Annotated in this window: 19 protein-coding genes; 4 read left to right on the top strand and 15 right to left on the bottom strand. The window is 73.6% G+C overall.

The annotated features are described in order from the left end of the window. Positions 1 to 108 precede the first annotated feature (108 nt). Positions 109 to 1098, top strand: coding sequence for a methyltransferase domain-containing protein (locus OG490_RS13010; RefSeq protein WP_330296447.1), 990 nt, complete (start codon positions 109 to 111; stop codon positions 1096 to 1098). An 18-nt stretch (positions 1099 to 1116) separates the two neighbouring features. Here the strand turns inward: OG490_RS13010 and OG490_RS13005 are convergent, their stop codons facing one another. The 14 genes from OG490_RS13005 to OG490_RS12940 form a co-directional block, all read right to left on the bottom strand. Continuing rightward, the gene (locus OG490_RS13005) at positions 1117 to 2217 is read right to left on the bottom strand and encodes an FHA domain-containing protein (protein WP_443065801.1); all 1101 of its coding nucleotides are present in this window, start codon (positions 2215 to 2217) and stop codon (positions 1117 to 1119) included. 78 nt (positions 2218 to 2295) lie between these two features. Then, positions 2296 to 3615: a vWA domain-containing protein gene (locus OG490_RS13000; RefSeq protein WP_330296446.1), complete on the bottom strand. Its 1320-nt coding sequence runs from the start codon at positions 3613 to 3615 to the stop codon at positions 2296 to 2298. Between the two features lie 26 nt (positions 3616 to 3641). Next, a complete protein-coding gene (locus OG490_RS12995; RefSeq protein WP_330296445.1) occupies positions 3642 to 5456 on the bottom strand; it encodes a protein phosphatase 2C domain-containing protein in 1815 nt (604 codons plus the stop codon). Positions 5457 to 5459: 3 nt separating this feature from the next. Beyond that, positions 5460 to 8201, bottom strand: a complete 2742-nt coding sequence (locus tag OG490_RS12990; protein WP_330296444.1) for a tetratricopeptide repeat protein — start codon at positions 8199 to 8201, stop codon at positions 5460 to 5462. Then, on the bottom strand, positions 8198 to 9517 hold the full coding sequence (locus OG490_RS12985; RefSeq protein ID WP_330300902.1) for a hypothetical protein: 1320 nt from the start codon (positions 9515 to 9517) through the stop codon (positions 8198 to 8200). The genes OG490_RS12990 and OG490_RS12985 overlap by 4 nt, the downstream gene beginning before the upstream one ends. A 98-nt stretch (positions 9518 to 9615) precedes the next feature. Continuing rightward, complete coding sequence (locus OG490_RS12980) at positions 9616 to 10548, bottom strand: glutamate ABC transporter substrate-binding protein (protein WP_330300901.1); 933 nt, start codon at positions 10546 to 10548, stop codon at positions 9616 to 9618. A gap of 191 nt (positions 10549 to 10739) precedes the next feature. Beyond that, entirely contained in the window at positions 10740 to 12146 is a 1407-nt protein-coding gene (locus OG490_RS12975; RefSeq protein ID WP_443065800.1) for a hypothetical protein, read from the bottom strand. Positions 12147 to 12331: 185 nt separating this feature from the next. Next, entirely contained in the window at positions 12332 to 13354 is a 1023-nt protein-coding gene (locus OG490_RS12970; protein ID WP_330296443.1) for an N-acetylglucosamine kinase, read from the bottom strand. Then, a complete protein-coding gene (locus OG490_RS12965) occupies positions 13345 to 14610 on the bottom strand; it encodes a 6-phospho-beta-glucosidase (protein WP_330296442.1) in 1266 nt (421 codons plus the stop codon). Before OG490_RS12965 ends, OG490_RS12970 begins: the two co-directional genes overlap by 10 nt. Positions 14611 to 14615: 5 nt before the next feature. After that, a complete protein-coding gene (locus tag OG490_RS12960) occupies positions 14616 to 15524 on the bottom strand; it encodes a carbohydrate ABC transporter permease (RefSeq protein ID WP_330296441.1) in 909 nt (302 codons plus the stop codon). Between the two features lie 5 nt (positions 15525 to 15529). Next, on the bottom strand, positions 15530 to 16507 hold the full coding sequence (locus tag OG490_RS12955) for a carbohydrate ABC transporter permease (RefSeq protein WP_330296440.1): 978 nt from the start codon (positions 16505 to 16507) through the stop codon (positions 15530 to 15532). A gap of 5 nt (positions 16508 to 16512) precedes the next feature. Then, the gene (locus tag OG490_RS12950; protein WP_330296439.1) at positions 16513 to 17847 is read right to left on the bottom strand and encodes an ABC transporter substrate-binding protein; all 1335 of its coding nucleotides are present in this window, start codon (positions 17845 to 17847) and stop codon (positions 16513 to 16515) included. A gap of 158 nt (positions 17848 to 18005) precedes the next feature. Beyond that, positions 18006 to 19247 carry an ROK family transcriptional regulator gene (locus tag OG490_RS12945; RefSeq protein ID WP_330296438.1) on the bottom strand — a complete coding sequence of 414 codons (1242 nt, stop codon included), beginning with the start codon at positions 19245 to 19247 and terminating at the stop codon, positions 18006 to 18008. A 185-nt stretch (positions 19248 to 19432) separates the two neighbouring features. Beyond that, positions 19433 to 20530, bottom strand: a complete 1098-nt coding sequence (locus OG490_RS12940; protein WP_330296437.1) for a mechanosensitive ion channel family protein — start codon at positions 20528 to 20530, stop codon at positions 19433 to 19435. Between the two features lie 260 nt (positions 20531 to 20790). On the opposite strand from OG490_RS12940, the gene OG490_RS12935 reads away from it, so the two are divergent. Further along, a complete protein-coding gene (locus tag OG490_RS12935) occupies positions 20791 to 21333 on the top strand; it encodes an HNH endonuclease (protein WP_330296436.1) in 543 nt (180 codons plus the stop codon). 42 nt (positions 21334 to 21375) lie between these two features. Here OG490_RS12935 and OG490_RS12930 read toward each other — a convergent pair whose 3' ends face one another. Further along, a complete protein-coding gene (locus tag OG490_RS12930; RefSeq protein WP_443065799.1) occupies positions 21376 to 24225 on the bottom strand; it encodes a beta-N-acetylglucosaminidase domain-containing protein in 2850 nt (949 codons plus the stop codon). Positions 24226 to 24654: 429 nt separating this feature from the next. Here OG490_RS12930 and OG490_RS12925 point away from each other — a divergent pair, with 429 nt between their 5' ends. Both OG490_RS12925 and OG490_RS12920 read left to right on the top strand, forming a co-directional pair. Continuing rightward, positions 24655 to 24834 carry a hypothetical protein gene (locus OG490_RS12925; RefSeq protein WP_330300899.1) on the top strand — a complete coding sequence of 60 codons (180 nt, stop codon included), beginning with the start codon at positions 24655 to 24657 and terminating at the stop codon, positions 24832 to 24834. 12 nt (positions 24835 to 24846) lie between these two features. Next, a complete protein-coding gene (locus OG490_RS12920) occupies positions 24847 to 26916 on the top strand; it encodes a 4-alpha-glucanotransferase (RefSeq protein WP_330296434.1) in 2070 nt (689 codons plus the stop codon). Positions 26917 to 26932: the final 16 nt, after the last annotated feature.

Genomic DNA, 26932 nt, shown 5'->3' with positions numbered 1-26932 from the left:
TCTCAGACGCCCGGACGGAGGTCCCCGGTCCTAGGACTCCCGGGACGGACCTCCCGGGCCGGACCTCCAGAGGTCGCCCGCGAGCCCCGTCCGCAGGACAGTGGAGGCATGGGCGCTGACGCCGGGGTACGCGACATGCGGGAGACCGCGCATGCCGCCCAGGTACGGGAACTCACCGCCGCCGGGGCGCTGGGGGACCCGGCCTGGCGGGCGGCCTTCGCCGCCGTACCGCGGCACGTCTTCGTCCCGTACTACTTCACCGGCCGCGGGGCCGGGCACGAGCGGCTCTGGGCCGAGGACCCCGATCCCGAGCGGCGGGCCCGCTGGCTGCGCGGGGTCTACGCGGACGCCCCGCTCGCCACCCGGCTGCGCGACGGCGAGCTCGTCTCCTCCAGCAGCCAGCCCTCGCTGATGGCGAACATGCTGGAGGCCCTGGAGGTGCGCGACGGGGACAACGTGCTGGAGATCGGCGCGGGCACCGGCTACAACGCGGCCCTGCTCTGCCACCGGCTCGGCGACGGGCTCGTCACCACCGTGGACCTGGACGAGGAGATCACCGAGTCGGCGCGCTCGCACCTGGCCCTGCTGGGCTACCGGCCCGCGGTGGTCACCGGCGACGGGGCGCGCGGATGTCCCTCCAGGGGCCCCTTCGACCGGATCCTGGTGACCTGCACGCTCCCGCTGATCCCGCCCGCCTGGCTCGCCCAGTGCCGTGCGGGGGCGCGGATCCTGGCCCCGCTGTCGACCGGGCTGATCGCGCTGACCGTGCGGGACGAGGGGTTCGCGGAGGGCCGCTTCCTGCACACCCCGGCGTACTTCGTACCGCTGCGGGGCGCCACGGCGGCGCCGCCGGGCACCTACGGGACCCCGCAGGGGCTCCCGTACGAGCTGGTGGAGAACGAGCGCTTCCAGTTCATGCTGGTGCTGACCTCGGGCGCACTGCACCCCCGGGAGGCGCTGGACCTGTGGCGGCGCGAGGACCGGCCGGCGCGCGAGCGCTTCGGCGTGACGGTCACCGCCGAGGGGCAGTGGTCGTGGCTCGACGATCCCCAGGGGCCCTACGTGTGGCCCCTGGGGGAGTCGGACGGCCGGGCCTAGCCCTGCCCGGCCGCGGGCTCAGCCCTGGCGGATGGTGATCGTGGTCCAGGCGCCGACGTGGACGCGGTCGCCGTCGCCGAGCGGGACCGGCACGTAGGGCTGGATCGACTCCTCGCCGCCGTTGATGGTGGTGCCGTTGGTGGAGTTCTGGTCCACCACGGCCCAGCTGCCGTCGGGCTGCTGCACCAGTACCGCGTGCTGGTGCGAGACGCCCGGGTCCTCCGGGGGCACCGACAGGTCGATGTCGGGGGACTCGCCGGTCGAGGCGCGGCGGCGGCCGATGGTGATCTGGCCGCCGGAGAGCGGGAGGTGCTGCTCGGGGGAGTACGCGGGCAGGTTGAGGCCCGCCGCCTCGGGGCCGCTGCGGTGCATCATCGCCATGAAGTACGAGCGGTCCGGGCCGATGGTGGCGGTCCAGGGGCCGCCGCCCTGCCGGTGGGGTGCGAAGGGCTGCTGCGGCTGCTGATGTTGCTGCGGCGGCTGGTACTGACCCGTCGGGGGCTGCTGCTGGTACCCCTGCTGCTGCGGGGGCGGCGGAGGCTGCTGCTGGTACTGGGGCTGCTGGTACTCCTGGTGCGCCGGAGGCGGCAGCATCCAGTCGTCCTCGCGCTGCAGCGGCTCGGCGGCGCGGTTGACCTGGGAGGGGCGCGAGCCCTCGTACTCGAAGTGGTCCTGGGAGTACGCGGGCGGAGCGGACGGCGCGAGCGGAGCCGGGGCCGGGGGCGGCGGCGGAGGACCGGGCGTGCCCTGGTGCTGGCCCTGATTCTGGCCCTGGCCCTGGCCCTGGCCCTGACCCTGGTTCTGGCCCTGGTTCTGGACCCGACTCAGGTCCGGGGCGAGCGGGGTGTACGAAGTCGCCGTGCGCGTCAGGAAGTTGTACCGGCACTCCTCGCAGAAGGGGGCCATCGCCTCGCGCGGGGTCCGGCACTGCGGGCAGAGCTCGGCCTGGGCGGTCGCCTCGCCGGTCGGAGGGTAGCCGTAGCCGTAGGTGGGCGCCGCGGGGGTGCCCGTAGGGGCAGCCATGCGGTGACCGCAGACCTCGCACCAGTCGTCGGAGGCGGACTGGTGCCCGTTCGGGCAGGTCGGCATCGCGGCGCTTCCTCCTTCTTCCTGCGCCATCGCGGCAGGCTCTTCGGCTTCGTCTGTGTCTTGCTTCTTCGTCTGTGCAATCGGCGTGCGGTTGAGCTGAGCTGAGCGTCAGGCTTTTTTCACTCGAACGGTCTGGGTCGAACGCGTTTCAAGGGTCATCTCGTCCGCATCGGCGACCTTCGCCTTCAGCCGCACAGTACCCGCCGCCGCATCGACGACGTCCACCACCTTCGCGAGGAGCTTCGCGGTGTCCGCGTTGCCCGAGCTGCTCGCCAGCTGCACGGCGCGGCCGAGCTTCGCCGTCGCTCCGCCGACATCACCCAGTTTGCGGGCTTCGAGACCCTGCTGGATGGCCTGCGCGAGCTCCGCCTGCCCGGTGTAGTGGGCGACCTGGGCGTTGATGGCGGTCGAGGCGGCGAGGTCGTTCGTCCACACCGCGCGGACCAGCCCCTGGGAGAGGACGGTCGGGGCCTCGCCGGGTGCCCCCGGCATGATGAGCGTGGCGCGGGCGGCCAGCATCTCCTGTCCCACGGCCGCGCCCGGGACCCGTACGCACACGTGGTACTCGCGGGACTCGTCGCCCCAGGAGCCCGTCGGGTAGTCCCCGGCGCGCGGGCCCGCCTCCGTACGGCGGTCGGTGAGGTCCTGGACGGTCGGCGCGACCTGCTTCACGTACTGGATCTCCACGCCCACCGGGGTCCACAGGCGCAACGCGACGTCCGCGACCTCCTTGCCCATGACGTTCTCCATCATGTGCGTGAAGTCCTCGCTGAGGTGGGCTGGGTCGGCCACGATGTCGGCGGTGCCGAGCAGCGCGCTCGCGATGCCGGTGACCTCCCTGACCTCCCAGTCGGTCCCCACGCCGCGGGCGTCACAGGTGAAACGGCCCGCACAGGCGTCGAGGGTGGCGCGGAGGACCTCCGGATCCTCGTGCTCGTTGCGGCCGTCGGTGAGCAGGATCCCGTGCCGGATCGAGGCGGTGGACTGGCGCAGCAGGCCGTCGGCGAGGCGCAGCCAGGTGCCGATGGCGGTGCCGCCGCCGGAGGAGAGGCCGCGCAGGGCCTCCTTGGCCTGGGCGCGGGTGGCGGCGTCGGCGGTGGCGAGGCGGCCCTGGCCGGGGTAGACCTCCTTGGCCACGTGCGTGCCGGCGATCACGGCGAAGGAGGTGCCGTCGCGGAGGGTGTCGATCGCGGCGGCGGTGGCCTCGCGGGCTCCGCGCATCTTGTCCGGCGGGTACTCCATGGAGCCGGAGCAGTCGACCATGATCACGACGGCGGCGCCCTGCACGGACGTCCGGGTGGCGGTGGCCCCGCCGGTGGAGGTGACCGTGACGATGGCGTGGACGTCGCGGCCGCCCTCCGGGAGGTACTCGTTCTGGTAGACCTCCACGTTGAAGCGCGGGGCGCTCGGCTTGGCGAAGTTCGCCATCGGTCGGTACTCCTCGCAGACGGGGATCAGGCCTGGACCGGGGCGGGGCCCTCGGGCGCGGCGAAGGGGACGACGGCCACGGTGACGTTGTCGTGTCCGCCGCCGTCGAGCGCGTGGCCCACCAGCACCTGCGCACTGTGCAGGGGCCGGGCGGCGGCGTCGGCGGGAAGGACCTGGGCCATGTCCCGGGCGGATTCGGCGTAGTTCCACAGGCCGTCGGTGCAGACCACGATCACACCGTCGTGATCGGGCTTGAAGGTGGCGGTGTGCGGTTCCAAGTCGTACGCGTCGGCCCCGAGCCAGCCGGTGATGGCGTGCGCGCGGACGTCGGCGTAGGCCTCGGCCTCGCCCATCAGGCCCGCCGCGACCATCTGGGCGGCCCAGGAGTCGTCCTCGGTGAGGCGGCGGGGGAGCGCGGCGCGGTCGTCGGGGACCCAGTAGGCACGGCTGTCGCCGACCCAGCCGATGGTCAGCAGACCGCCGCTGACGACGGCGCCGACCAGGGTGCAGGCGGGGGCGTTCTGGGCGCCCGGCACCTCCGGAGCCAGCGCGTTCACCGCCGCGGCGGCGGCCAGGATCGCCTCGTGCATGGCCTCTTGGGGGTGGGCGCCGCGGGGCAGGGCCTCGAGCAGCGCCTCGTTGGCGGCAGCCGCGGCGGCGGCCGAAGCCTCGTCGGGGCGGCTGGCGGAGGAGACGCCGTCGCAGACGATGGCCACGGTGGCGGCGGAGCCGTCGGGCAGCGCGGTGGCCGCCACGGCGAAGGAGTCCTCGTTGCGGTGGTGGCGCAGCCCGCGGTCACTGACGGCGGCGACGCTCCCGAGCTCCTCCTCCAGGTGGTCCCGCTCCCGGGGCTGGGCGTGCCCGCAGTGCTCGCAGTACCCGTCGGTGTCCACCCGCCCGGCCCGGCAGGCCACACAGGTCTTCCCGGCGCCTTCGCCCTGCGGGGCGGTGCTCCCGTACGGGGCTTCGCCGCCCGGGGTCTGCGCTTGGCCCTGCGGGGCGGGGCTGTCGTACCGGGCTTCGCCGCCCGGGGTCTGCCCTTGCGGGGCGGGGGAGTCCTGGTGGGCTTCGCCGCCGGAACCGGTGCCCTGCGGGCCGGTGTTCCAGTGGGCAGCGCCCTGCGGGGCGGCGATGTCGTAGGAGGTGTCGGGCCCGCCCTGCGGGGGCGTGCCTTCGTACGGGGCTTCGCCCGCGGAGGTCTGCCCCTGCGGGGCGGCGAGGCCGTACCCGGGTTCGGCCGCCGGGCCCGGATCCTGCGCGGCCGCGGCGCCGTACGGGGCTCCGTCCGCGGGACCTTGTCCTGGGTGGGATGCGGCGCCGTACGGGGCTTCGGGCCGGAGGGGTGAGCCGTGGGGGTCCGGGGCGGCGGCCGTGTCGGACCAGCCGACGGGACCCTCGACCAGCGTGGGGGCGGCGGTGGAGACGCTGCCCCAGCCGGGCGCGGGCTCGCCGGCGTACCCGGCGGCGGCCGGCCCGCCGTATCGGCCGTGGGTGGTGGCGCCGGAGGGCCGGGACACGAGGCCGTCTTCGGCCGCCGCGGCTGAGCGCGTGGCCGGAACGGCGGCCGGAGGCGGGGCGACCGCCGCAGCGGCAGCGGCAGCCGCCGGAGCCGGGGCGGCCGGGGCAGCGGGAGCCGGAGCCACCACCGCAGCCGGAGCCGCCGCCCGAGCCGGGGCAGAGGCAGCCTCAGCCGCGGCCTGGTCCGTGGCGGCCGTCGACGGCGCCGCCGGCCCCGTGGGGTCGGCGGCCGTCAGGGCGTAGCCGCACAGGCCGCAGAAACGGTCACCCTCCTCAAGGGGCTCCGCGCAGCTGGGGCAGCCCGACAGCCGATGCATCGACATCAATCACACCCACGTCCGGGGACGGAAACGGTTTGCCCGCTCCACCAGTTCGATCCTCTCCTCGCCCCGCTGCGCCAGCCGTGCCAGCACGCGGAACGAGCGCTCCAGGCCGAAGCGCAGCCCCCGCTCGTCCAGTTGGCAGCCGAGCAGCGAGGTCGGTCCGGGGTCGGAACCCCGACTACCCGACAGTACCCAGTCGAGCGCCGCCCCCAGAACTTCCGCCCTCAGCCGCTCGTGGCGCACCGAGTCCAGACCGAACCTGTCCAGTGCCTCCACCTGCGCCGCGGCCGCCGTCAGATCGGGCAGCAGGGCGTCGTGCGGTGACCGGTCGCGCAAGCGTGCCCGTACGGCGGCCACCCGGGCGGCAGTGTGGTGGATCGACACCTCGGGCACGGATTCCAGCGTGCGCACCGCTGCGCCCCGGTCCCCGGCGGCCAGTTGCACCCGGGCCAGCCCGAAGGCCGCGCCGACGAACCCGGGGTCCGTGGCCCACACCAGGCGGTAGTACTCGGCGGCGTTGTCCAACTGCCCCAGGACCTCGGCGCACAGCCCCAGTGCCAGCTTCGGCGCGGGTTCGCCGGGGAAGGCGTCGTAGACGGCGTCGAAGGACAGGGCGGCCGTCTCGTCCTCCCCGACGGCCAGGGAGGCGATGCCGCGGGCCCACACCACCCGCCAGTCGTCCGGATGCCGCTCCTCCAGCCGGGCCAGCGCCTCGGCGACGAGGGGCGCGTCGGTCTCGCCCAGTTCGAGCCGGGCCCGGAGTTCCCGCAGTCGCAGTTCGGCGGATTCGGCCGGAGCCGAGCTCAGCGCGGCCAGCAGGTCGGCGGGGGCGGAGGCCAGCAGACCGGCCAGGAAACCGGCGTTGGGGTCCGACGCGTCGACCAGCGGCACGGGCAGCGCCAGCGAGGCCTCGCGGGTGTCCAGCGTCGACAGTGCCGGCTGCCGGGGAGCGGAGCCGTTGCCGGAGACCGACGCCGAAGGCGTGGACAGCGGCAGCGGCAGTGGAGCCGCCGAGGGCGCCTGTCGCGGCGCGGGGACCGCGGGTCCGCCGCCGCCGGCCTTGTGCGTGGCCGTCGTCACCAGCCCGGTGGTCCCGTACCCGGTGAGCGGGGCCGCCGCGGGGGTGGTCGTCGGGACGGCGGGAAGGGAGGCGGGTCCCGCCGCGGACTGCGGGACCGGGGGGAGCGCGGCCGGTGCGGCGCCCCGCCACCGCTTCACGGCGCGTGCGCCCAGCCGGGACACCTCCGCGCCCGGCTCGTCGGCGAACAGCAGGTCGTCCGGGACCCGGAGTTCGGGGCTGAAGAGGGTGGAGACCTGCGGCCTCGGCCGGCCCGTCTGGAGCGCGACGACCTCCCGCAGTACCCCCGTCAGCTGGTCCGCCATCTCCTGGGCGGAGGCGAACCGCCGTCCCGGATCGGGGTCGGTGGCCCGTACGAGCAGCCGGTAGAAGGATTCGTACCGCCCGAAGACCTCGATGTGCTGCGGGTCCGGCAGCGAGTCCACGAAGACGTTCGTGTACCCCTGGAAGTCGAAGGTCAGGACGGCCAGGGTGCGCGCCACCGTGTACAGGTCGGAGGCGACCGACGGGCCGACGTCCCCGACCTCCGGCGCCTGGTAGCCCACGGTGCCGTAGATGGCCGACTCCTCGTCGTCCATCCGCCGTACCGCGCCCATGTCGATCAGCTTCAGCTGGTCGGCCTGCTGGATGGCGTTGTCGACCTTGAAGTCGCAGTACAGGAGGTTCCTGCTGTGCAGGTGGCCGAGGGCCTCCAGCGCCTCGATGCCGTACGCGCAGGCCTGCTCGACCGGCAGCGGATCGCGCCGGCCGTCCGGCCGCCGCCGCTCGTTGGCGATCTCCTTGAGCGATTTGCCGCCGACGTACTCCATGACGATGTACCCGTCCAGCGAACCGGTCCGCTCGTCCAGGTGCTCCACGAAGTTGTAGATCCGCACGATGTTGGAGTGCTCGATCTCCGCGAGGAAGCGCCGCTCCGAGATCGCGGCGGCCATCGCGTCCTCGTCCCCGGTGTCGAGCAGGCCCTTGAGGACCACCCACCGCCGGGCCACGGCCCGGTCCACCGCCAGGTAGACCCAGCCGAGGCCGCCGTGCGCGAGGCAGCCCGCGACCTCGTACTGGCCGTGGACGAGGTCACCCTCGCGGAGCTTGGGGACGAAGGAGTACGGATGCCCGCATTTGGTGCAGAAACCTTCCGTCCGGCCCGGCCGCTCACCCCGGGCCCGGCCCACCGGAGCACCGCAGTCCGAGCGCGAACAGAACCGCTTGCGCTCCGGCACCTCCGGATTCTCCAGCACCGCCTCCGAAGGATCCGGACGAGGCACCTCCGGTACGGCGACCAGCCCGGCCCCGAGGCGGCTGCGGCCCGAAGCCGCCGCGCCCGAGACCGAACTGCGCACCGACACCGACCGGGTGGACGCGGCCCCCGACAGGGCGCGCGAGAGCCGCCCCGACACCGAACGGCGCGAGGAGGAGGAGCGCGAGGACCGGGAGGCCCGCGAGGACGAGGAGGAGGAAGCCGACCGTCCGGACCCGTGGGAGCCCTGCGACTCCCCGAGGCGCGCCGCGCTCGTCATCGCGGTCGGCACCGACACCAGCGGCTCCGCACCCGCCGCGACCGCGCCGGCCGGCGCCAGCCCGCAGGTGTCGCAGTACAGCTCGCCGCCGCCCATGTCCTCGTACGAACCCGAGCAGCCGGGGCGCATGCACGCCGTTCCGATCAGACTCATGCGTCCCCCTCCCTCGGCCCCTCGGCCCATTCCCGATCCTGCGGTGACTGCGGTGACTGCGCTTGCTGCACCTGTGGTTGTTGCGGTTGCGCTTGCCCCAGGGCAAGTGTCTCCGCCGCCGCCCGCTGGTAGCGCAGAACGGCCTCCTCGGCGGCCCGGAGATCGCACGGCGCGCTCCACAGCATCCGCCGGGCCACGTCGTACCGCTCGATCAGCAGCGGGTCCTCCGCCATGCCGTGCCGGGCCACCTTCGCCTTGTAGGCGTCCAGCCGTCCGCGCAGCTCCGCCCGGACCGCCAGCGGAGCCGTCACCGCGGTCAACGATTCGCGGGCCCGCAGCAGTTCCTCCTCGGCGCGCTCCTCCAGCGACTCCAGCAGCGGCGAGAGCCGGTGCCACTGGGACTGCCGCCGGTACTCGGCCGCCGCCGACAACTGCTCCTGCAGCGCCGTCGGCGGGCCGCTCACCGCGGGCACCTCGGAGGCTGCGATCTTCGCCAGTACCTCGCCGCGCGCCACCCGGGCCTCCGCCAGCGTCCGGTCGGCCCGCGAGAGCACGTCCCGCAGACCGATCAGCCGCTGCTCGGAATCGTGCCGGACGGCCCGCACCGCCTCGACCTCCCGGCGTACGTCCTCCAGCGCGAGCGCGGCCCGGTCGTAGCGCCCGGTGTCCGGACGGCCGCCCCCCGGGGCCGAACTCCCCGCCACCGCGACCCAGAACGCCAGCGGATCCTCGATCACCCGGGCCCGCAGCTCCGCCAGTTCGGCGGTGATGGCCTCCAGGTCGTCGCCCGAGGGGTGTTCCCCCGGACGGACCCCGACCGAGTGGGCCAGGGAGCGGGTCCGGTGCAGTTCGGCGGAGAGCAGGTCGATGCGGGCGGGCAGGGCCGACCACACCGAGTCGGCGGCGACCACCACGTCCAGGGAGCCCGCGTACAGCTCGTTCATCCGGGCCACCAGCTCGGCGAGCGAGAACCGCTCCGCCAGCGCCACGCCCTCCACCCCGGCTCCGGCGATCAGCACCCCGGGTCCGCTCAGCCGGTCCGTCAGCTCGACCAGGTCCTCGCGGGTCGGCCAGCGGCGCCGCTCGCGGATCGCCCGGGCGGCGGCCAGCGCCCCGCTGTAGGCGTCGAAGTACCGCCACAGCCGGGTGATGGACGCGTCGGCCGCGGCCCACCGCTCCTTGGTGACCCCGGTCAGCCCGGCGCCCTCCAGCAGCCGCCGTCCGGCATGGTCCTGGAGCGCGAGCAGGGAGGTCTCGACGGCCTCGTGCTCCGCGCCCAGCCGGGCCAGCGCACGGTCCACGCCGTCCCGGTCCATCACCGCGGGCTGTGCCCCGAACGACCGTGCCTCCACGGGCTCCGCCTCCGCCTTCGTCTTCGGCCTCCTGCCGTCGGGCTCCGAATCCGCCACCGGCCTCAGTCCCGGTACTTGGGCGCGGGCGGGCCGCTCACGCCGGGCAGCACGGGCTGGAGGTGGGTCCGGTAGGCGGTCATCCAGAGGCTGTTGTCACCGCCCGCACGATAGTCCTCCAGCACCTTGTTGACCCGGCGCACCAGATCGCCGGCGTCCTTGTTCATGGCCACCCCGTAGAACTCCTTGGTGAAGGGGGAGCCCACCAGCTGGATCGACGGGTCCTGCGCGGCCTGGCCGGCCGCGAGGGCGTTGTCGGTGATGATGCCGTCCACCTCGCCCAGCTGCAGCCGCACCAGGCAGTCCAGCTGGTTGGGCACGCTGACGGGAACGGAGCCGTACGACTGCGTGGCGAGCGCCGCTTCCGCCGTGGAACCGGCCGCCGTGCAGATCCGCTGGCCCTTCAGCGAGGCGTCGTAGCCGGTGATCTTGGAGACCTTGGGCGCCAGCACCTGCTGGCCGGCCTCGAAGTAGGCCGTCGAGAAGGCGACGTCCTCCAGCCGCTTGCAGTTGATCGTCATGGTCCGCACGACGATGTCGACGGTGCCGTCCTTGAGTGCGGGGATGCGCTGGCTGGTGGGGATCGCCCGGTAGATGACCTTGTTGGGGTCGCCCAGGATGTCCTTCGCTATGGCCTTGACCAGGGCGATGTCGAAGCCGTCGAGCTCACCGGCCGGATTGCGGTAACCCCATTTGAAACTGTTCTGGTCCACGCCCGCGACGAGGTGCCCCGCGGCGCGGATCCGCTGGATCGTCGAACCGTCCAGCCCGCTCGGCCGCAGGCTGGCTTCGGGGTCCTGGCAGGTGTCGCCCGGAGCCAGGGGGGCGACGGCCATCCTGGCCGGCTCGCGCACCTGCGGGACGTGCCCGCTGCCCGGGGCCGCCTGGGCCAGCGGCAGCAGGACGGCGGCGGCCGTCAGCGCGCAGGCGACGGCCATCGCACTGACCCCGCCCCAGCCGCGCAGCCGGCCCGCGAACCGCCGCACGCCGCGCGGCCCGTGGCCCTCCAGGGCTTCGTGGCCCTCGTAGCGCTCCGGGCCCTCGTAGTGCTCCGGGACCCCCTGGACCCCGGTGCCCACGTACCGCTCCGTGCGCCGGACCTCGCGCCTGACACGTCTGCGCACCGCTCTCACCTGTACTCCGAAAGCCTGCGCCCGATGCCGAGCAGTGCCGCCGCCGCGCCGACGACCGCCAGGGCCGCCGCGCCTGTCACCAAACCGTCGAGCGCGCCGAGACCGCCCTCGGCGGCCCGGGTGAACTGCTGCTGCTCGTGGGCCACAGCCTGTTCCAGCGAGGCGTCCACCGTGTCGAAGGCGGCGCCGCTGTACTCCTTGTGTTCCTTGTCCCCGATGACCTGGCCGAGGGCGCCCTGGTAGTCGCCCTTCAAGTCCGTCTGCCGGGCCGCCGCGTGCAGTTCCTTCCACCGCTTCACGCCGTCCGCCGCACGGGTGACCGGCGTCCGGCCGGCCTCGTCGTCGGCGAGCTTCGACGCCGTCGCGAGGCCCGCTTCGAGGTCCTTCATGTCGTTCCCGAAATCCACGTCGTACTTGTCGGACTTCTTGTCCTCGGCCAGTACGGCGCCGCGCGAGATCAGCGTCAGGTTCTCACTGGCCCGCGCCTGCAGCGAGGCGATCCGCGCGTCGTTGAGCACCTTCAGCGACTCCTGCCCCTGGGTGCGGGCCTCGCTCAGCCCCGAACGGGCGACCGTGTGCCCCGCGGCCAGCCACAGCAGCACCACCAGCGAGGCGGCCGTCGCGGCGACGAGCCCGTGGTTGAAGACGCGGTGGGTGCGCAGGTAGTTGCGCCGCTGGGCCCACACCAGGGCGGCGAGCGCGAGCACGCCCGTACCGATCGAGGCCAGCGGCAGGGAGCGGGCGTCGTCGTAGTCGGTGTAGAGCCGGCCGGTCTCCGCCTCGTAGAGCCGCTGGGCGGCCGGCAGCAGCTGGGTGCTCATCTGCTCGTTGGCGTAGCGGAGATAGGCGCCGCCGAGCGGCAGGCCCTGCTTGTTCGTGGCGCGCGCCTGCTCGATCAGGCCCGCGTATCGGGGCAGTTGCTCGCTCAGCAGGGTGATCTGCTTGCGGGAGTCGTCGCCGGCCCCGGTGTTCGCGGCCGCGCTCACCAGCAGCCGCGAGGCGTTGGCTATGTCCTTCTCGTACCGCAGGCGGACCTCGCGCGGCTCGTTGCCGCCGGCGAGGAACCCGCTGGAGGAGACGGTGTCGGCGTCCGCGAGGGAGCGGTAGATGCTGGCCGCGTCGGCGCTCAGCGGCTGGCTGCGGCCCACGACGTCGTCGGCGGCCGTGACCCGGCCGGAGATCTCCCAGACGGAGACCAGCCCGAACAGCAGGACCAGCGCGGCCAGTACCGCGCCGATGATCCGCAGCCGGCCGGGCTCGGTCGTGGCGGCGGCGCGCAGCTGCTCCACGCCCTCGGCCCAGGCGCTGCCGCGTCCGGGCAGGCCGTCGGGTGGTGGCGCCGGCGGGCCGGAGGGCGCCGCGACGGCGCCGCCCGGCGCGGGCGCGCGTGATGTGATGGCCACCGTGACCTCCCCCTCGGTCCTGAGTGCTTGGCAGCAGTATGGCCTTAGTGAGGGTGGACCACAGCACCCGGTGCTGGATCAGTCACAATCCGCCCCGGTCCGTCCCCCTCAAGTCGTCCCGGCCGTCCCTCCCCTTCACCGTGAATACGCCCCGCCGGCCGTCGTGGTTCCGCGTCGGTGCGCGTTCACTCGAAATGGGCACGGAGCTTTTCGTAGGCCTCCGGACCGGCTCCGAGGGCGTCCAGGCCCAGCAGTCCGGCGCCCAGGACCGGCGGGGCCGTCACCACCGAGACCCGGGCGTACGGGGCCCGTTCGGCGAGCAGCGCCTCGATCCGGCCGTTCAGCTGCGGGTGCCGGGCCGCCAGTACGCTGCCGCCCAGCAGTACGGGCGCCTCCTCGGCCAGCAGGCCGAGCCGCTCCAGCGCGACCGAGGCCAGCGCGACCACCTCGTCCGCCTGGCGCTCCACCAGCGCCGATGCCACCGGATCGCCGGCCGCGGCCGTGGCGAACAGCACCGGTACCAGCTCGTGGACGCGGCCGGGCGCGAGCGAGCCCAGGTGCACGGCCTCGATCAGCTCGTACATGGAACCCAGCCCGAAGTGCCCGGGCAGCGCCGCCGCCAGTGCGGTCGGGCCGCCGCGGCCGTCCTCGGCCCTTGCCGCCCACCACATGGCCTCGCCGGCCAGTCCGCCGCCGCCGCCCCAGTCGCCGGAGATCTGTCCGAGCGCGGGGAACCGGGCCGTGCGCCCGTCGGGCAGCATGCCCACGCAGTTGATGCCGGCCCCGCACACCACGGCGACCCCGCGCGGCCCCTCGGCCGCGGCCAGTCCGGCCCGCAGGATGGCGAAGGTGTCGTTGCGGACCTCGGTGGCCGCGCCCCAGCCGCGGGCTCCGATGGCCTGCGCGAGCAGCCGTTCCTCCACGGGGAGGTCCGCGTTGGCCAGACAGGCCGAGACCTGGACGGCGTACGGGTTCCCGGGTGCGGGCCGGGACAGTCCGGCGGCCTCGGCCGCCTCCTCGACGGCCCGCCCGAGGACGTCCACCGCCGTTTCCACCCCGACGCGCGGGGGCTGGAAGCCTCCCGCGCGCCCGGTCGAGAGCACCGTGCCGTCCGCGGCGATCAGGGCCACGTCCGTCTTGCTGTTGCCCGCGTCGACGGCGAGGACCGCCGCGCCCGCGGACGGGTGGGCGGGTCGGCTCACGCCCATGCCAGGTGCTCCTTGTTGTGCGCGAGGAGCCGGTCGGTCAGCCCCTCGGCGAGGTCGTACTGGCCGACCAGCGGGTGCGCCAGCAGCGCCCTGAAGACCCGCTCGCGGCCGCCGCGCAGCGCCGCGTCCAGCGCGAGGTCCTCGTACGCCGTCACGTGGGCGATCAGTCCGGAGTACAGGGGGTCGAGGCGGGGCACGGCCAGCGGCACCGGTCCGGAGCGGTCCACCCGGGCCTGGACCTCGATGACGGCGTCGTCCGGGAGGAAGGGCAGGGTGCCGTTGTTGAGGGTGTTGACCACCTGGTGGGAGCTGCCGCCGTCGCCCAGCAGGGCCGCGGCCAGGTCCACGGCGGCTTCCGAGTAGAAGGCGCCGCCGCGCTTGGCGAGCAGTTCCGGCTTCTCGTCGAGCGCGGGATCCCCGTACAGGCCGAGCAGTTCCTTCTCCATCGCGGCGACCTCGGCGGCGCGCGAGGGCTTGGTGGCGAGCTCGCGGACCACCTCGTCGTGCGCGTAGAAGTAGCGCAGGTAGTACGAGGGGACCACGCCGAGCCGGTCCAGGACCGCGCGCGGCAGGCGCAGGTCGGCGGCGATGGCCTCGCCGTGCGCGGCCAGCAGCTGCGGCAGCAGGTTCTCGCCCTCGGGGCCGCCCTTGCGCACCCCCAGCTCCCAGGTGAGGTGGTTGAGGCCCACGTGGTCGAGGTGGATGTCGGCCGGGGTCAGGTCCAGCATCGCGGCGAACCGCCGCTGGAAGCCGATGGCGACGTTGCAGAGCCCGACGGCCTTGTGCCCGGCCTGGAGCAGGGCGCGGGTGACGATGCCGACCGGGTTGGTGAAGTCGATGATCCAGGCGTCCGGGTTGGAGCGCCGGACGCGCTCGGCGATGTCGAGGACCACCGGGACGGTGCGCAGCGCCTTGGCGAGGCCGCCGGCGCCGGTGGTCTCCTGGCCGACGCAGCCGCATTCCAGCGGCCAGGTCTCGTCCTGGAGCCGGGCGGCCTGCCCGCCGATGCGCAGCTGGAGCAGGACGGCGTCGGCTCCGGCGACGCCCGCGTCGAGGTCGGAGGTGGTGGTGATCAGGCCGGGGTGCCCCTGCTTGGCGAAGATCCGCCGGGCGAGGCCGCCGATCAGTTCCAGCCGTTCGGCGGCCGGGTCGATCAGCACCAGCTCGCTGATGGGCAGGGTGTCGCGCAGCCGCGCGAATCCGTCGATCAGCTCGGGGGTGTAGGTGGAACCGCCGCCCACCACTGCGAGTTTCATGGTCACTAGCCTTTCACTCCGGTCAGGGTGACGCCTTCGACGAACGCCTTCTGGGCGAAGAAGAAGAGGACGATCACCGGGGCCATGACCAGCACGGTCGCGGCCATGGTCAGGTTCCAGTTGGTGTGGTGGGCGCCCTTGAAGGACTCCAGTCCGTAACTGAGGGTCCAGGCGGCCGGGTTGTCGGAGGCGTAGATCTGCGGGCCGAAGTAGTCGTTCCAGGCGCAGAAGAACTGGAACAGTGCGACCGCCGCGATGCCGGGCTTGGCCATCGGCAGGACCACCCGCAGCAGGGTGCGCACCTCGCCGCAGCCGTCGACCTTGGCGGCGTCCAGGTACTCGTCGGGGATGGTCAGCAGGAACTGGCGCAGCAGGAAGATGGAGAAGGCGTCGCCGAAGGCCATCGGGATGATCAGCGGCCACAGGGTGCCGGACAGGTCGAGCTGTTTGGCCCAGAAGAGGTACATGGGGATGACGACCACCTGGGGCGGCAGCATCATCATGGCGATCACGAGCAGCAGCGACAGTCGTCGGCCGCGGAAGCGGAACTTGGCGAGCGCGTAGGCGACAGGCACCGAGGAGACCACGGTCAGCAGGGTGCCGAGGCCCGCGTAGAGCAGGGTGTTGCGCCACCAGGTCAGGAATCCGGGGGTGTTCCAGACCTTGGCGTAGTTGCCCCATTCCCAGGTGTGCGGCCACAGGTTGCGGGTCAGGGCCTGTTGGTCGCTCATGAGCGAGGTCAGGAAGAGGAAGACGAACGGCATGACGAAGAAGAGCGCCGCCGCGACGCCGAGGCTGTGCACGGCGACCCAGTGGAGTGCGGCCCTGCGGCGCGCGGTGCGCACGGCCCGGGCGGAATCGGCGCTACCGGAACCCCGAGGCCGGGTGGTGCCGCGGTCGATTACCTGAGTCATGGTCCTCAGTCACCTGCTTCGATCAGTCCGCCGCGGCGACGCATGAGCAGCGCGGTGAAGGCCATGGAGAGGGCGAACAGCACCAGGGCCACCACGCAGGCGGCGCCGTAGTCGAAGCGCTGGAAGCCGAGGTTGTAGATGATCTGGGGGAGGGTCAGTGTGGACTTGTCGGGGTATCCGGGCTCGACCGGCTGGCCCGAGCCGCCGATCACGCCGGCGGCGACCTTCCCCGCCACCAGGGGCTGTGTGTAGAACTGCATGGCCTGGATCACCCCGGTGACCACCGCGAACAGGATGATCGGGGAGATGTTCGGCAGGGTGATGTGGCGGAACCGCTGGAGAGGTCCGGCCCCGTCCAGCTCGGAGGCCTCGTACTGCTCCTTCGGTACGTCGAGGAGCGCGGCCATGAAGATGACCATGAGGTCGCCCACCCCCCACACCGCGAGCGCGGTCAGGGCCGGTTTGGACCAGGCGGGGTCGGTGAACCAGCCGGGTGCGGTGATCCCGACCGAGTCGAGCAGGACGTCGACGGGGCCGGTGCCGGGGTTGAGCAGGAAGACGAAGGCCAGGGTCGCGGCGACCGGCGGCGCCAGGTAGGGCAGGTAGAACAGGGTGCGGAAGAGGCCGGTGCCGAGCTTGATCTTGGTGATGAGCAGGCCGATGCCGAGCCCGAAGGCCACCCGGCAGGCGACCATCACCACGACCAGCCACAGGGTGTTGCGCATGGCCGGCCAGAACATCGGATAGTCGGTGAACACGTACGACCAGTTCTCCAGCCCGTTGGGGACCGGCGGGCGGAAGCCGTCGTACTTGGTGAAGGAGAAGTAGACCGTGGAGAGCAGCGGGTAGGCGAAGAAGACGCCGAACCCGATGAGCCAGGGCGACATGAAGGCCGCCGTGCGCAGCGCGGACCTGCGGCGCTTCGCACGGAGCTCCGGCGAGGGGGAGGGGGCAGTGGCGGGGGAGGTGCCCGTCGCGTTCATGGGGGCTACTTCGCCTTCGCGATGTCCGTGTCGATCTGCTGGTCGGTCTTGGCGAGACCGGCCGCGATGTCGGCGACCTCGCCCTTCTCGACCGCGTACGCGAAGTCCGCGAAGGTCAGCTGGTAGGTGCCGCCGTCGGCCTGGGCCGGGGTGGTGGTCGACTTCGGGTGCTTGGCGATGTCGAGGAAGGTCTTGAACTCCGGGGTCACCTGGAGTTTGGGGGAGTCCAGCGCGGCCAGCGTGGAGGGCACGTTGTGGATGGCGTTGGCGAAGTCCACGACCGCGTCGGTGTCGGTGGTCATGTACTTGGTCAGTTCCCAGGCCGCGTTCTGCTTCTTGCTCGCCGAGGAGATGCCCATGATCGTGCCCGCGAGGTAGCCCTTGCCGTAGTCGGCGAGCCGGTCGTCGGGGACGGGCATCGGCGCGGTCGCGACCTCGAACTTGACTCCGGCCTCCTTGGCCATGGCCGCCCGCCACTCCCCGTCGATCTGCATGGCGACCAGGCCCTGGTGGAAGGGGTGCTCCGCGCTCCACTCGTCGCCGAAGGTGGTGCGGAACTTCTCCAGCTTCTCGTAGCCGCCGAGCTTGGCGACCAGGTCCTTCTGCGCGGTGAGCATCTGCGCGAAGCCGGGGTCCTTCGCCAGGTTCGACTTGCCCTGGGCGTCGAAGTAGGACGGGCTCCACTGGGCGGCCATGCGCTGGGGGGCGGTCTCGTAGCCGTGGAAGGTGGGCATGATGCCCAGCTGCTCGTACGAATCGCCCTTGGCCACGGTCAGCTTCTGCGCGTCCGCGACGAACTCGCTCCAGGTCTTGGGCGGTCCGCTGATGCCGGCGGCGTCGAAGGCGGTCTTGTTGTAGACGAGGCCGTAGGCGTCGTTGAGGAGCGGCAGCGTGCACTGGTTGCCGTTGAACTGGGTGTACTGCAGGAGGGTCTTGGGGAAGACCTTCTCCTTGTCGACCCCGGACTTCTTCAGGAAGGGGTTCAGGTCGGTGAAGGCGCCGGAGTTGCAGAACTTGCCGACGCTGTCGGTGGTGAAGGAGGAGACCACGTCGGGGGCCTTGTCGCCGCCCGCGCGCAGCGCCTGGTTGATCTTGTCGTCCGTCATGTTGCCCGTGACGTTCACCTTGATGTTCGGGTGCGCCTTCTGGAACCGGGCGATGTTGTCCTCGATGGCCTTGATCTCGCTCGGGGCGGACCAGCCGTGCCAGAAGTTGAGGGTGACCTCCTTGGCCGGGTCGTCGGCGACCGTGTTGGCGGTGGAACCCGTACAGGCGGTGGCGAGTACGGATATCGCGGCGACGGCGACGGCTGCGGCTGTCAGGCGGCGGGTTCGGGGCATGACGGAGTCACTCTCTGCGCGGGGGGACTTCCTGGAGGGGTGTTGCGGGTGGGGTGTACGGGGCAGGGGCTTGTGGGGCTGCCGGTCTACGGGACTGCGTGCGGGGCGGGTGCTGCGGGGACGGAGCGGGGTGGGGCAGATGGGGCGGGTGGTGCGGTTCAGCGGCGCGAGGTGTCGAAGACCTCGTCGCGGGTGGCGGCCAGGGCGCTCTCCAGCGCCCCGCGCAGTACGGGTCGTTCCCGTACCTCGCCGGTCACGAGCAGGGGGCGGGACGGGGCGAGGTCGGCGAGTTCGGCTTCGATGAGCTCGCGCAGGGGTTCCCCGCCCGCGATGGTCAGCGCGCCGGAGAGGACCACGATCTCCGGGTCCAGCACGGCGACCAGAGAGGCGAGTCCGGTGGCGAGCGCGGTGGCGTACTCCTTCAGCAGCCGCAGGTGGGCCCCTTCGGGAGCGGCGGCCGCCTGGGCCAGCAGGGCGGCCGCCGCGGCGACCATCGCCCCGGACTCGGCGCCGTGCACGGCTCCGTGCACCGACCCGGAGGGGGCCGCGGGGGCCTCGACGCCGAGGCGGGCGGCCATCGAGGGCAGTACCTGGGCCCCGGCCAGTTCCTGGTAGCCGCCGGAGTTGACCCGGGTGACCTGGCGGACCAGCGGATGTCCGGGGACCGGCAGGAAGCCGACCTCGCCGGCGCCGCCGGTCCAGCCGCGGTGCAGCCGGCCGCCGAGCACCAGGGCGGCGCCCAGGCCCTCCTCGTTCCACAGCAGGACGAAGTCCTCGTGTCCGCGGGCGGCGCCCAGGCGCTGTTCGGCGACGGCGACGAGGTTCACGTCGTTCTCGTACTCGACGGGCATCGGCAGGGCCGCCGCCAGTTCCTCGAGGAGCGTGGGGGACTGCCAGCCCGCGAGGTGGTCGGCGTAGCGGAGCACCCCGGTGCGGGGGTCGAAGGAGCCGGGGGTCGCGATGACCACCCGGTGGATGTCCCCCAGGTGCAGCCCGGCGTCCTTGACGGCCTCGCCGAGGGCCCGGCCGACTTGTTCGACGGGGCCGGTGCCGGGGGCGTACGGGAGCTCGTGGCTGCCGATCACCTCGCCGGTCAGGTCGGCGACGGAGGCGAGGATCCGGCCCGGGGTGACGTCGAGTCCGGCGACGTGGGCGGCCCGCGCGTTGATCGCGTAGAGCTGGGCGTTGGGGCCGGGGCGCCCGGTGGCGGTGCCCGTGGCGACGACCAGGCCGGCGGCTTCCAGGCGGGCCAGGAGCTGGGAGGCGGTGGGCTTGGAGAGTCCGGTGAGGTGCCCGATCCGGGTCCGGGACAGGGGACCGTGCGTCAGCAGGAGTTCGAGCGCGGCCCGGTCGTTCAGGGCGCGCAACAGGCTGGGCGTACCGGGGGTGGCGGCGGGCATGGGGTGTGTTTTCTCCCTCACCGAGGTGAACTGTTAGGTAAGTTTCCTATCAGGCTGTGAGTCGTGTCAATGGCACTGCCCATACCGTGCTCCCACCGTTGTCCGCGGACGCCCTGAACACGCCGCTGCCCCCGCAGGTGGGACCTGCGGGGGCAGCGGCGTACGGGTGACGGGCGGGGAAGGGGCTACTTGGTGATCCGGGGACCGGAACCCGAACCGCCGACCGCCGGCGGCGGGATCGCCGCGGTCGCCAGCGACTGCGGCGAAGCCGGGTTCGCCAGCGCCGACGGCGGGGCGACGGCGGCCGCGGGATCGGCCGGAGCCTCGTCCTCGGCGGGAGCCGCCGTGCCCCCGATGATCCCGATGCCCGCGGAGTGGAAGGAGTCCTTGATCCGCCAGCGCAGTTCCCGCTCCACGGCGAGCTGCTGGCCCGGCATCGTCTTCGCCGACACCTTCACCGTCATCGAGGCCAGCAGCACCTCGTCCAGGCCCAGCACCTCCACCGGACCCCACAGCCGCTCGTCCCAGGGGGACTCCTTGGCCATGGTGTCGGCGATGCCCTGGATGACCTCGCGGATGTGCGAGAGGCTCTCGGTCGGCTTGACCTGCACGGCCACGCCCGCCGTGGCCCAGCCCTGGCTGAGGTTGCCGATCCGCTTGATCTCGCCGTTGCGGACGTACCAGATCTCGCCGTTGTCCCCGCGCAGCTTGGTGACGCGCAGCCCCACCTCGACGACCTCGCCCGAGGCCACCCCGGCGTCGATCTTGTCGCCGACGCCGTACTGGTCCTCGAGGATCATGAACACGCCGGAGAGGAAGTCCGTGACCAGGTTGCGGGCGCCGAAACCGATCGCCACACCGGCCACACCGGCGGACGCCAGCAGCGGGCCCAGGTTGATGTCGAGCGCGCCCAGCACCATCAGACCGGCCGTGCCGAGGATCAGGAACGAGGCCACCGAACGCAGCACCGACCCGATGGCCTCGGACCGCTGGCGGCGCCGCTCGGCATTGACCAGCAGCCCGCCCAGCGCGGTCCCCTCGACGGCCTCGGCGCCGCGGTTCATCCGGGTTATGAGCTTGGTCAGGGACTTGCGGACCACGGAACGCAGGGCGAAGGCGATGACCAGGATGAGGAGGATCCGCAGGCCGAGGTACAGCCATCCGGCCCAGTTGTCCTCGATGAAACTGGCGGCGTTGGTGACGCTCTCGTGGGTCTCTCTGATCGTTTGGGAAGCGTCCGGGGTGTCGGCTGCGAGGGGGAACAGGGCGGCAGGCCTGGGCACGGCGGGGACCTCCAGATATAGCGGTCTGTCCGCGAAACGGGGTGGCGGGCAGACCAACCACCCTAACGGGGCACTCGACCGAGCTTGTTGCCGTGTTCGAGGGAGAGACCAGACTCACGCGGGGATGAAGCGGATGTGGTCGAAAACACCTCGGACCCGTTACGGGCGCGTGGTGGCGCTTCGACCAGCCGTAAGGGGAGACTGGAAAGCAGATCGTCCCGGCGCGAGCCACGCGCCGCCGACGTACAAGGAGGCAGTCCGTGCCGCACGTCCTGGTCCTCAACGCGTCGTACGAGCCCCTCGGCGTCGTACCGCTCCGCCGCGCGCTCGTCCTCGTCCTGGAGAACAAAGCGATCTCCCTCGAGGAATCCGGCGCCTTTCTGCACAGCGCGACACGGGCCCTCCCCGCTCCCAGCGTGGTCAGGCTCAAGCGCTTCGTGCGGGTCCCCTACCGGGGGCCCGTTCCGCTCACCCGGCGCGCACTGTTCGCGCGGGACGGCGGCCGCTGCATGTACTGCGGAGCCGTCGCCACCAGCGTCGACCACGTCGTCCCGCGCAGCCGGGGCGGACAGCACGCATGGGACAACGTCGTCGCCGCGTGCCGCCGCTGCAACCACGTCAAGGCCGACCGCCACCTGGTGGACCTGGGCTGGCGCCTGCGACACCAGCCCGCTCCGCCGTCCGGACTGGCCTGGCGGATCATCGGCACGGGCCACCGGGACCCCCGGTGGATGCCGTACCTCGAGCCGTACGGCGCCGAAGACGCCCTCGACCGGATCGGAGTCACGGCCGCGGCGTCCTGACCGGCGGCCACGCGCTTCGGCCGGGCCGTCTCTTCCGGACTCCTACGGGGCCGCCGCGAAGGCCTCCGCCGCGATCAGGCTGCAGCCGAAGCGCGTGGCCCGCACGTCGCAGGTGACGCGCACGAACCGCGCGGGCTCCACCGCCGTCAGGCGGACCGAGTCCACCCCGCCCGTCGAGGAGACCGCCGCCGCCTGGGTCCAGGAGACCCCGTCGGCGGAGGTCTCCACCCGGAACCGGGACGGGTACGCCTCCTGCCAGCGCAGGCGCAGCAGCCCGATGCGGGCCGCCGCCGGGAGTTCGGCCTGCCACCAGGCCCCGTCCGCCGCCGGGGAGGACCAGCGGGTGACCGGGGAGTCGTCCAGGGCGGCCGAGGCCGGGAAGGCCGGGGTCTCGTCGGCGGAGGACGTGGCCCGGGCGCCCCGCAGCAGGTTCGGGCCGGCCGTGCGCGGGACGGCGCGGACCTTCAGCGTGTGGGTCTCGGAGCCGGTCCCGGAGCCGAAGGTCACCGGGACCTCGTAGGTCCCCGGGGCCGTGCCGGCCGCCACCGCGACCTCCACCGGGACCACCGCCCGGGTTCCGCGCGGGGCCACCGCGGTCGCCGGGAGCCGGACCTCGATCCCTGCCGGAGCGGCCGCCGCCAGGGGGCCGCGGACCTCGCCGGGCCGCAGCGCGGAGAGCTCCGCCGCAACCCGCGCCGCGGGCCCGCCGATCTCGACGTCCACGGTGTCGGCCAGTTCGAAGCGGGCTTCGGGTCCGTCCGCCGTCCAGGGGACCACGCTGTGCACGGCCGGAGCCGGGCCCGACCAGGTGAGGCGGACCGCGTCGGCCCGCAGGCCGCCGACGTCCGCCTGCGTCCAGCCGGAAGCCGCCGCCTCCGCGACCTTGCGCCAGCCCTCGCCCGGTACGTGTGCCTCGATCGCCGCGCCCCGGCTCCCGGCCGGCAGCGGGTCGGTCATCACGGTCACCGTCGACACCGGCCGGGCGGTGGACAGCTGGACCGTCCAGGAGTCCGCCGCCTTGGAGACGCTCCCGGTGGAACGGGCCGCGCCGGTCCACGCGTCGGCCTCGGCCGCCGCCCTGGAGAGGAAGGGGTCCAGTACCGCCTTGTCCACCCGGACATCGCCCGCCGCCGTCTCGGACAGCGCCTTGCGGGCGGCCGTCAGGGCCTGCGAGGACTGCCAGGCCGCCGCCCCGTCCCCGCGCGCCTGCGCCTGGAGCACGTCCAGGGCCAGTTCCCCGGCCGCTCCGTAGCGCGCCAGGCGTGACAGCCAGGGGCCGGCCTCTCCGGCAAGGCCCGGCAGCCGGTCCGGTGCCTCGCGCAGCACGCGGAACGCGGCCCGCAGCTTTTCCCCCGCCGCCGGATCGCCGGCGGAGCGGGTGCGCCAGAACTCCTCCACCAGCGGCGCCAGATAAGCCGATTCCGGCTGCGCGAGCCCGGAGGAGGCGGTGTTCCCGGCCAGTGCGGCCAGCGCCTCCCGGGCCTTGGGGTCCGGGCCGGCCAAATCGGCGACGGCCGCCACCCAGGATGCGGAGGCCCGGTAGCCGCGCGGGTTCCAGGTGAAGTCCGCCACCGTGAACAGGGGGACGCGGGACAGGGCGCCCTGGGGCATCCCGTTGGCCAGGACGGCCGCCGAGCCGCCCGCCACCGCCGGGTCCCGCCCCGCGTACGGGCCGAGGAAGATGCGGTCCGGATCCCAGTCGTTGACCGGGTAGTTGTCCATGGTGACCAGCGGATGCCCGAGCGCGGAGCGCGCCCCGGCCAGTTCGCGCCCGGTGATCGTGCGCGGCACCACGCCGACGCCCGTCCAGGCGACCTCCACGCGGCCGTCCAGGGCCCCGGCCAGCGCGGTCCGGTAGGCGGTCGCGCCGTCCTGGTAGTACTCGGTCGGCAGCAGCGACAGTGCGGGCGCCCCCGGGTAGCGCGCGGCCAGGTGCGCCGCCAGTTCGCCCGCGACCTCCGCGTGCGCCTTCGCGGCCGCCGCCGGGCCCTTCCCGTAGCGCTCCTGGTCGTCCCGGCAGCCCCACTCCGTGTAGCTGACGTCCTGGAACTGCAGCTGGAACGCCCGGAATCCGAGGTCCCACATGGAGTCCACCTTGCGGGCGAGGGCGGCCCGGTCGGATGCCCGGGACAGGCACATGGACTGTCCCGGTGCGACCGCCCACGCCAGGACGACCTTGTTGGCGCGGGCCCGTTCGGCCAGGGTCCGCAGCTCCGCCGCCCGCTCCGCCGGGTAGTCCCGGCGCCAGTCCGTGGTCCGGTAGGTGTCGTCGCCGGGTGCGAGCAGCAGCCGGTTCTGCTTGGTGCGGCCCATGAAATCGACCTGCTCGAGCCGCTCGGCGGCCGTCCACGGGGTCCCGTAGAACCCTTCGGTGATCCCGCGTACGGGCGCGGTCGGCCAGTCCCGCACGAGCACCCCGGGAACCTTTCCGGCGCCGGAGGCGATCAGCTGGCGCAGGGTCTGTGCGGCGTGGAACAGTCCGTCGTCCCCCACGCCCGCCAGCGCGACCGTGTCCCGCCCGCCGGCCCGGCCCACCGCCAGCCGGTACCCGCCGGCCGGCAGGTCCCCCGCGCCGGCCGCGCCCAGCTCGCTCAACGCCCTTTCCGCATCCGTCCCTTGGAGCCGCACGACGGGGATCCCCGTAGGCAGCGACTCGCCGTCGGCCCGCTCGTACAGGGTCCGGACGCCCGCCCCGCGCAGGGCCTCGCGGACCACCCCGACGGCGTACGGGTCCACGCCGTCGGGCAGTACCAGTACGGCCTCGGCGCCCAGCGGCACCGCCCGGGCCGGATCGGCGGCCATGGACTGCGGGCGCGGCCACACCGAGGGCCCCTCGGCGGCGACCCGCCCCGGATCGGCCCCGGGTTCCAGGACGGGTACGGGCGCGGGCACGGGGTCGAGCGCGGGCGCGGACCCGGGCGCGGCTATAGAAACGGCTGAGGGATCGAGGGCGGGAGAGGGCGTGGAGGGCGCCGCGAAGGCGCCGGGCGGACCCACGGCCACCGACCCGCCCAGCAGCGTCCCTATCACGGCGACGGCCGCAGCCGTCGCCCGCTTGTTGCCCCTGAGCTGCACGTAGCCTCCTCGCCCCGAGTCGTCCCCCGCTCGTACGAATGGGCCCGAGCCCACCATCCGTACGGCCGGGGTGTCAACGCCTGAGGGTGATCTGACCTGGATACGCCAGGAATGCGGTGCGTCCGACTGGGTATGGCTGCGATGTTCTCCGGCGGTGTTCCATGGTTCTGACAGATCCTCACGCACAAAGGAGTGCCTGCCGTGAACACCGTCGATGTCCGGATAGCCCGCCCGCCGCTCGCCCACCTGCCCGCGCAGGGCGGACCCGCCGAGGGGCTCGCCCTCGCCGAAGGACCCCTCACCAGCGAGCCCCCGCTCGCCGATTCCGCGCACGCGCCGCTGACCAGCGAGCCCCCGCTCACCGACGAGGCCCCGCTGACCAGCGAGCCGACCACCTCCGCCGCGGCCGCCGCGGCGGGTGACTAGACAAGGATCCAGATGGACGACCTCGCCCGGCTCGCGGCCCTCTACGGCGTCGCCACCACCTACCAGCCCGCCGAGGACGTCACCGTCCGGGTCCCCGAGGCCACCATCGCCGCCGTACTGCGGCAGTTGGGGGTGGACACCGACACGCCGGAGTCGCTGCGGGCGCACCTGTACGGAGCCGAACGCGAAGCGGCGGGGCGGCTGTTGCCGAAGGTGCTGGTGTGGTGGGCCGGGGCGAGGCCGCCCGCGGAGCTGGCTGCGCCGGCGCCCGGCACCCTCCTGCGGCTGGAACCGGAGGCGGAGGCGGGCTTGGAGGCGGGCGAGGTAAGGGGTGAGGCGCCGGGCGAGGCGGCCGGGTCGGGTGGGCCGTGGCCGCTGCGGGAGCCCGGGGGAGCGCTGCGGGAGCCGCCGCTCGGGGTGTACCGGCTCCATGCCGAGGCCCCCGACGGCCGCACCGCGTCCGCCACCCTGATCGTGGCCCCCGACCGGGCCCCGGCCGCGCCGGAGCGCACCCACGGGCTCCTCGTCCAGCTGTACTCCCTGCTCTCCGAGCGCTCCTGGGGCATGGGCGACCTCGGAGACCTGGCGGCGCTGGCGAGTTGGGCGGGCCGGGTCCACGGAGCCGGGTTCATCCAGGTCAACCCGCTGCACGCGGCCGTGCCCGGCACCCCGACCGACCCCTCCCCGTACCGGCCCTCCTCGCGCCGCTTCCCCGACCCGGTGCACCTGCGGATCGAGGACGTCCCGGAGTACGCCGACTGCCCGGACCGCGAAGCCCTCGCCGAACTGGCCGCCCGGGGCGGGGAGCTGCGCCGCGAAGTCCTGGAGAAGGGTGCGCTGATCGACCGGGACGCCGTCTGGGCCCTCAAGCGGGCCGCCCTGGAGCTGCTCTACACCGTCCCGCGCTCACCCGAACGGGAGGCGGACTACGGGAACTTCCGCGCCGAGCAGGGCGCGGAGCTCGATCTGCACGCCGCCTGGTGCGCCGGGCACGCCGGGGACGACCCGAAGACCCGGGCCGACTTCCACCGCTGGCTGGTCTGGCTGACGGACGCCCAGCTGGCCGCAGCCCAGCGGGCCGCCAAGGACGCCGGGATGGCGGTCGGCATCGTCCACGACCTGGCCGTCGGGGTGCATCCGCAGGGCTCCGACACCTTCGGCCTGCCCTTCTACGCCAAGGGCTGCTCCGTGGGCGCCCCGCCGGACGCCTTCAACGCGCGCGGCCAGGACTGGGGGCTGCCGCCCTGGCGCCCCGACCGGCTGGCCGCCACCGGGTACGCGCCCTTCCGGGCCCTGCTGCGCGGGGTGTTCCGGTACGCCGGCGCCCTGCGCATCGACCACGTCATGGGACTCTTCCGGCTCTGGTGGATCCCCGAGGGGACCCCGCCCGCCGAGGGCGCGTACGTCGGCTACGACGGGGAGGCGATGCTCGCCCTGCTGGTCCTGGAGGCCCACCGGGCGGGGGCCCTGGTCATCGGCGAGGACCTCGGCACCGTGCAGCCGGGGGTCCGTCAGGCGCTGGCCCGGCGCGGGGTGCTGGGCACCTCGGTGCTCTGGTTCGAGCGGGACTGGGGCGGCGACGGGGAACCGCTGGAGCCGGCGCGCTGGAGGTCCGACTGCCTGGCCACCGCCACCACCCACGATCTGCCGCCCACGGCCGCCAAGCTCGCCGGATCCCACGTGGAACTGCGCGACCGCCTCGGCCTGCTGACCCGCCCGCTGGAGCGGGAGCGCGCCGAGGACGCCGCGGACACCGCGCGCTGGCTGGACGTCCTGGAGGGCCTGGGCCTGGACACCAAGGGCGAGGAGGCCGCCGTACGGTCGCTGTACGCGTTCCTGCTGCGCACCCCGGCCCGGCTGGTCGGGGTCTGGCTGCCCGACGCGGTGGGGGACCGGCGGCCGCAGAACCTGCCCGGTACCTGGGACCAGTACCCCAATTGGCGGCTTCCGGTCGCCGACGCGGAGGGCCGGCCGCTGACCTTGGAGGCGCTGACCGCCTCGCCGCGCGCGAACGCCCTGCTGAGCGCGGTGCGGGGCGGGGCGGAACCCCGTACGGCACCCCCGGGCGCGCGCGTCGTTTAGGTGTTCGCTACGTTTG

This window comes from Streptomyces sp. NBC_00503, assembly GCF_036346895.1.
GTDB lineage: Bacteria > Actinomycetota > Actinomycetes > Streptomycetales > Streptomycetaceae > Streptomyces.
This window is presented reverse-complemented; position numbering and strand designations above follow the sequence as displayed.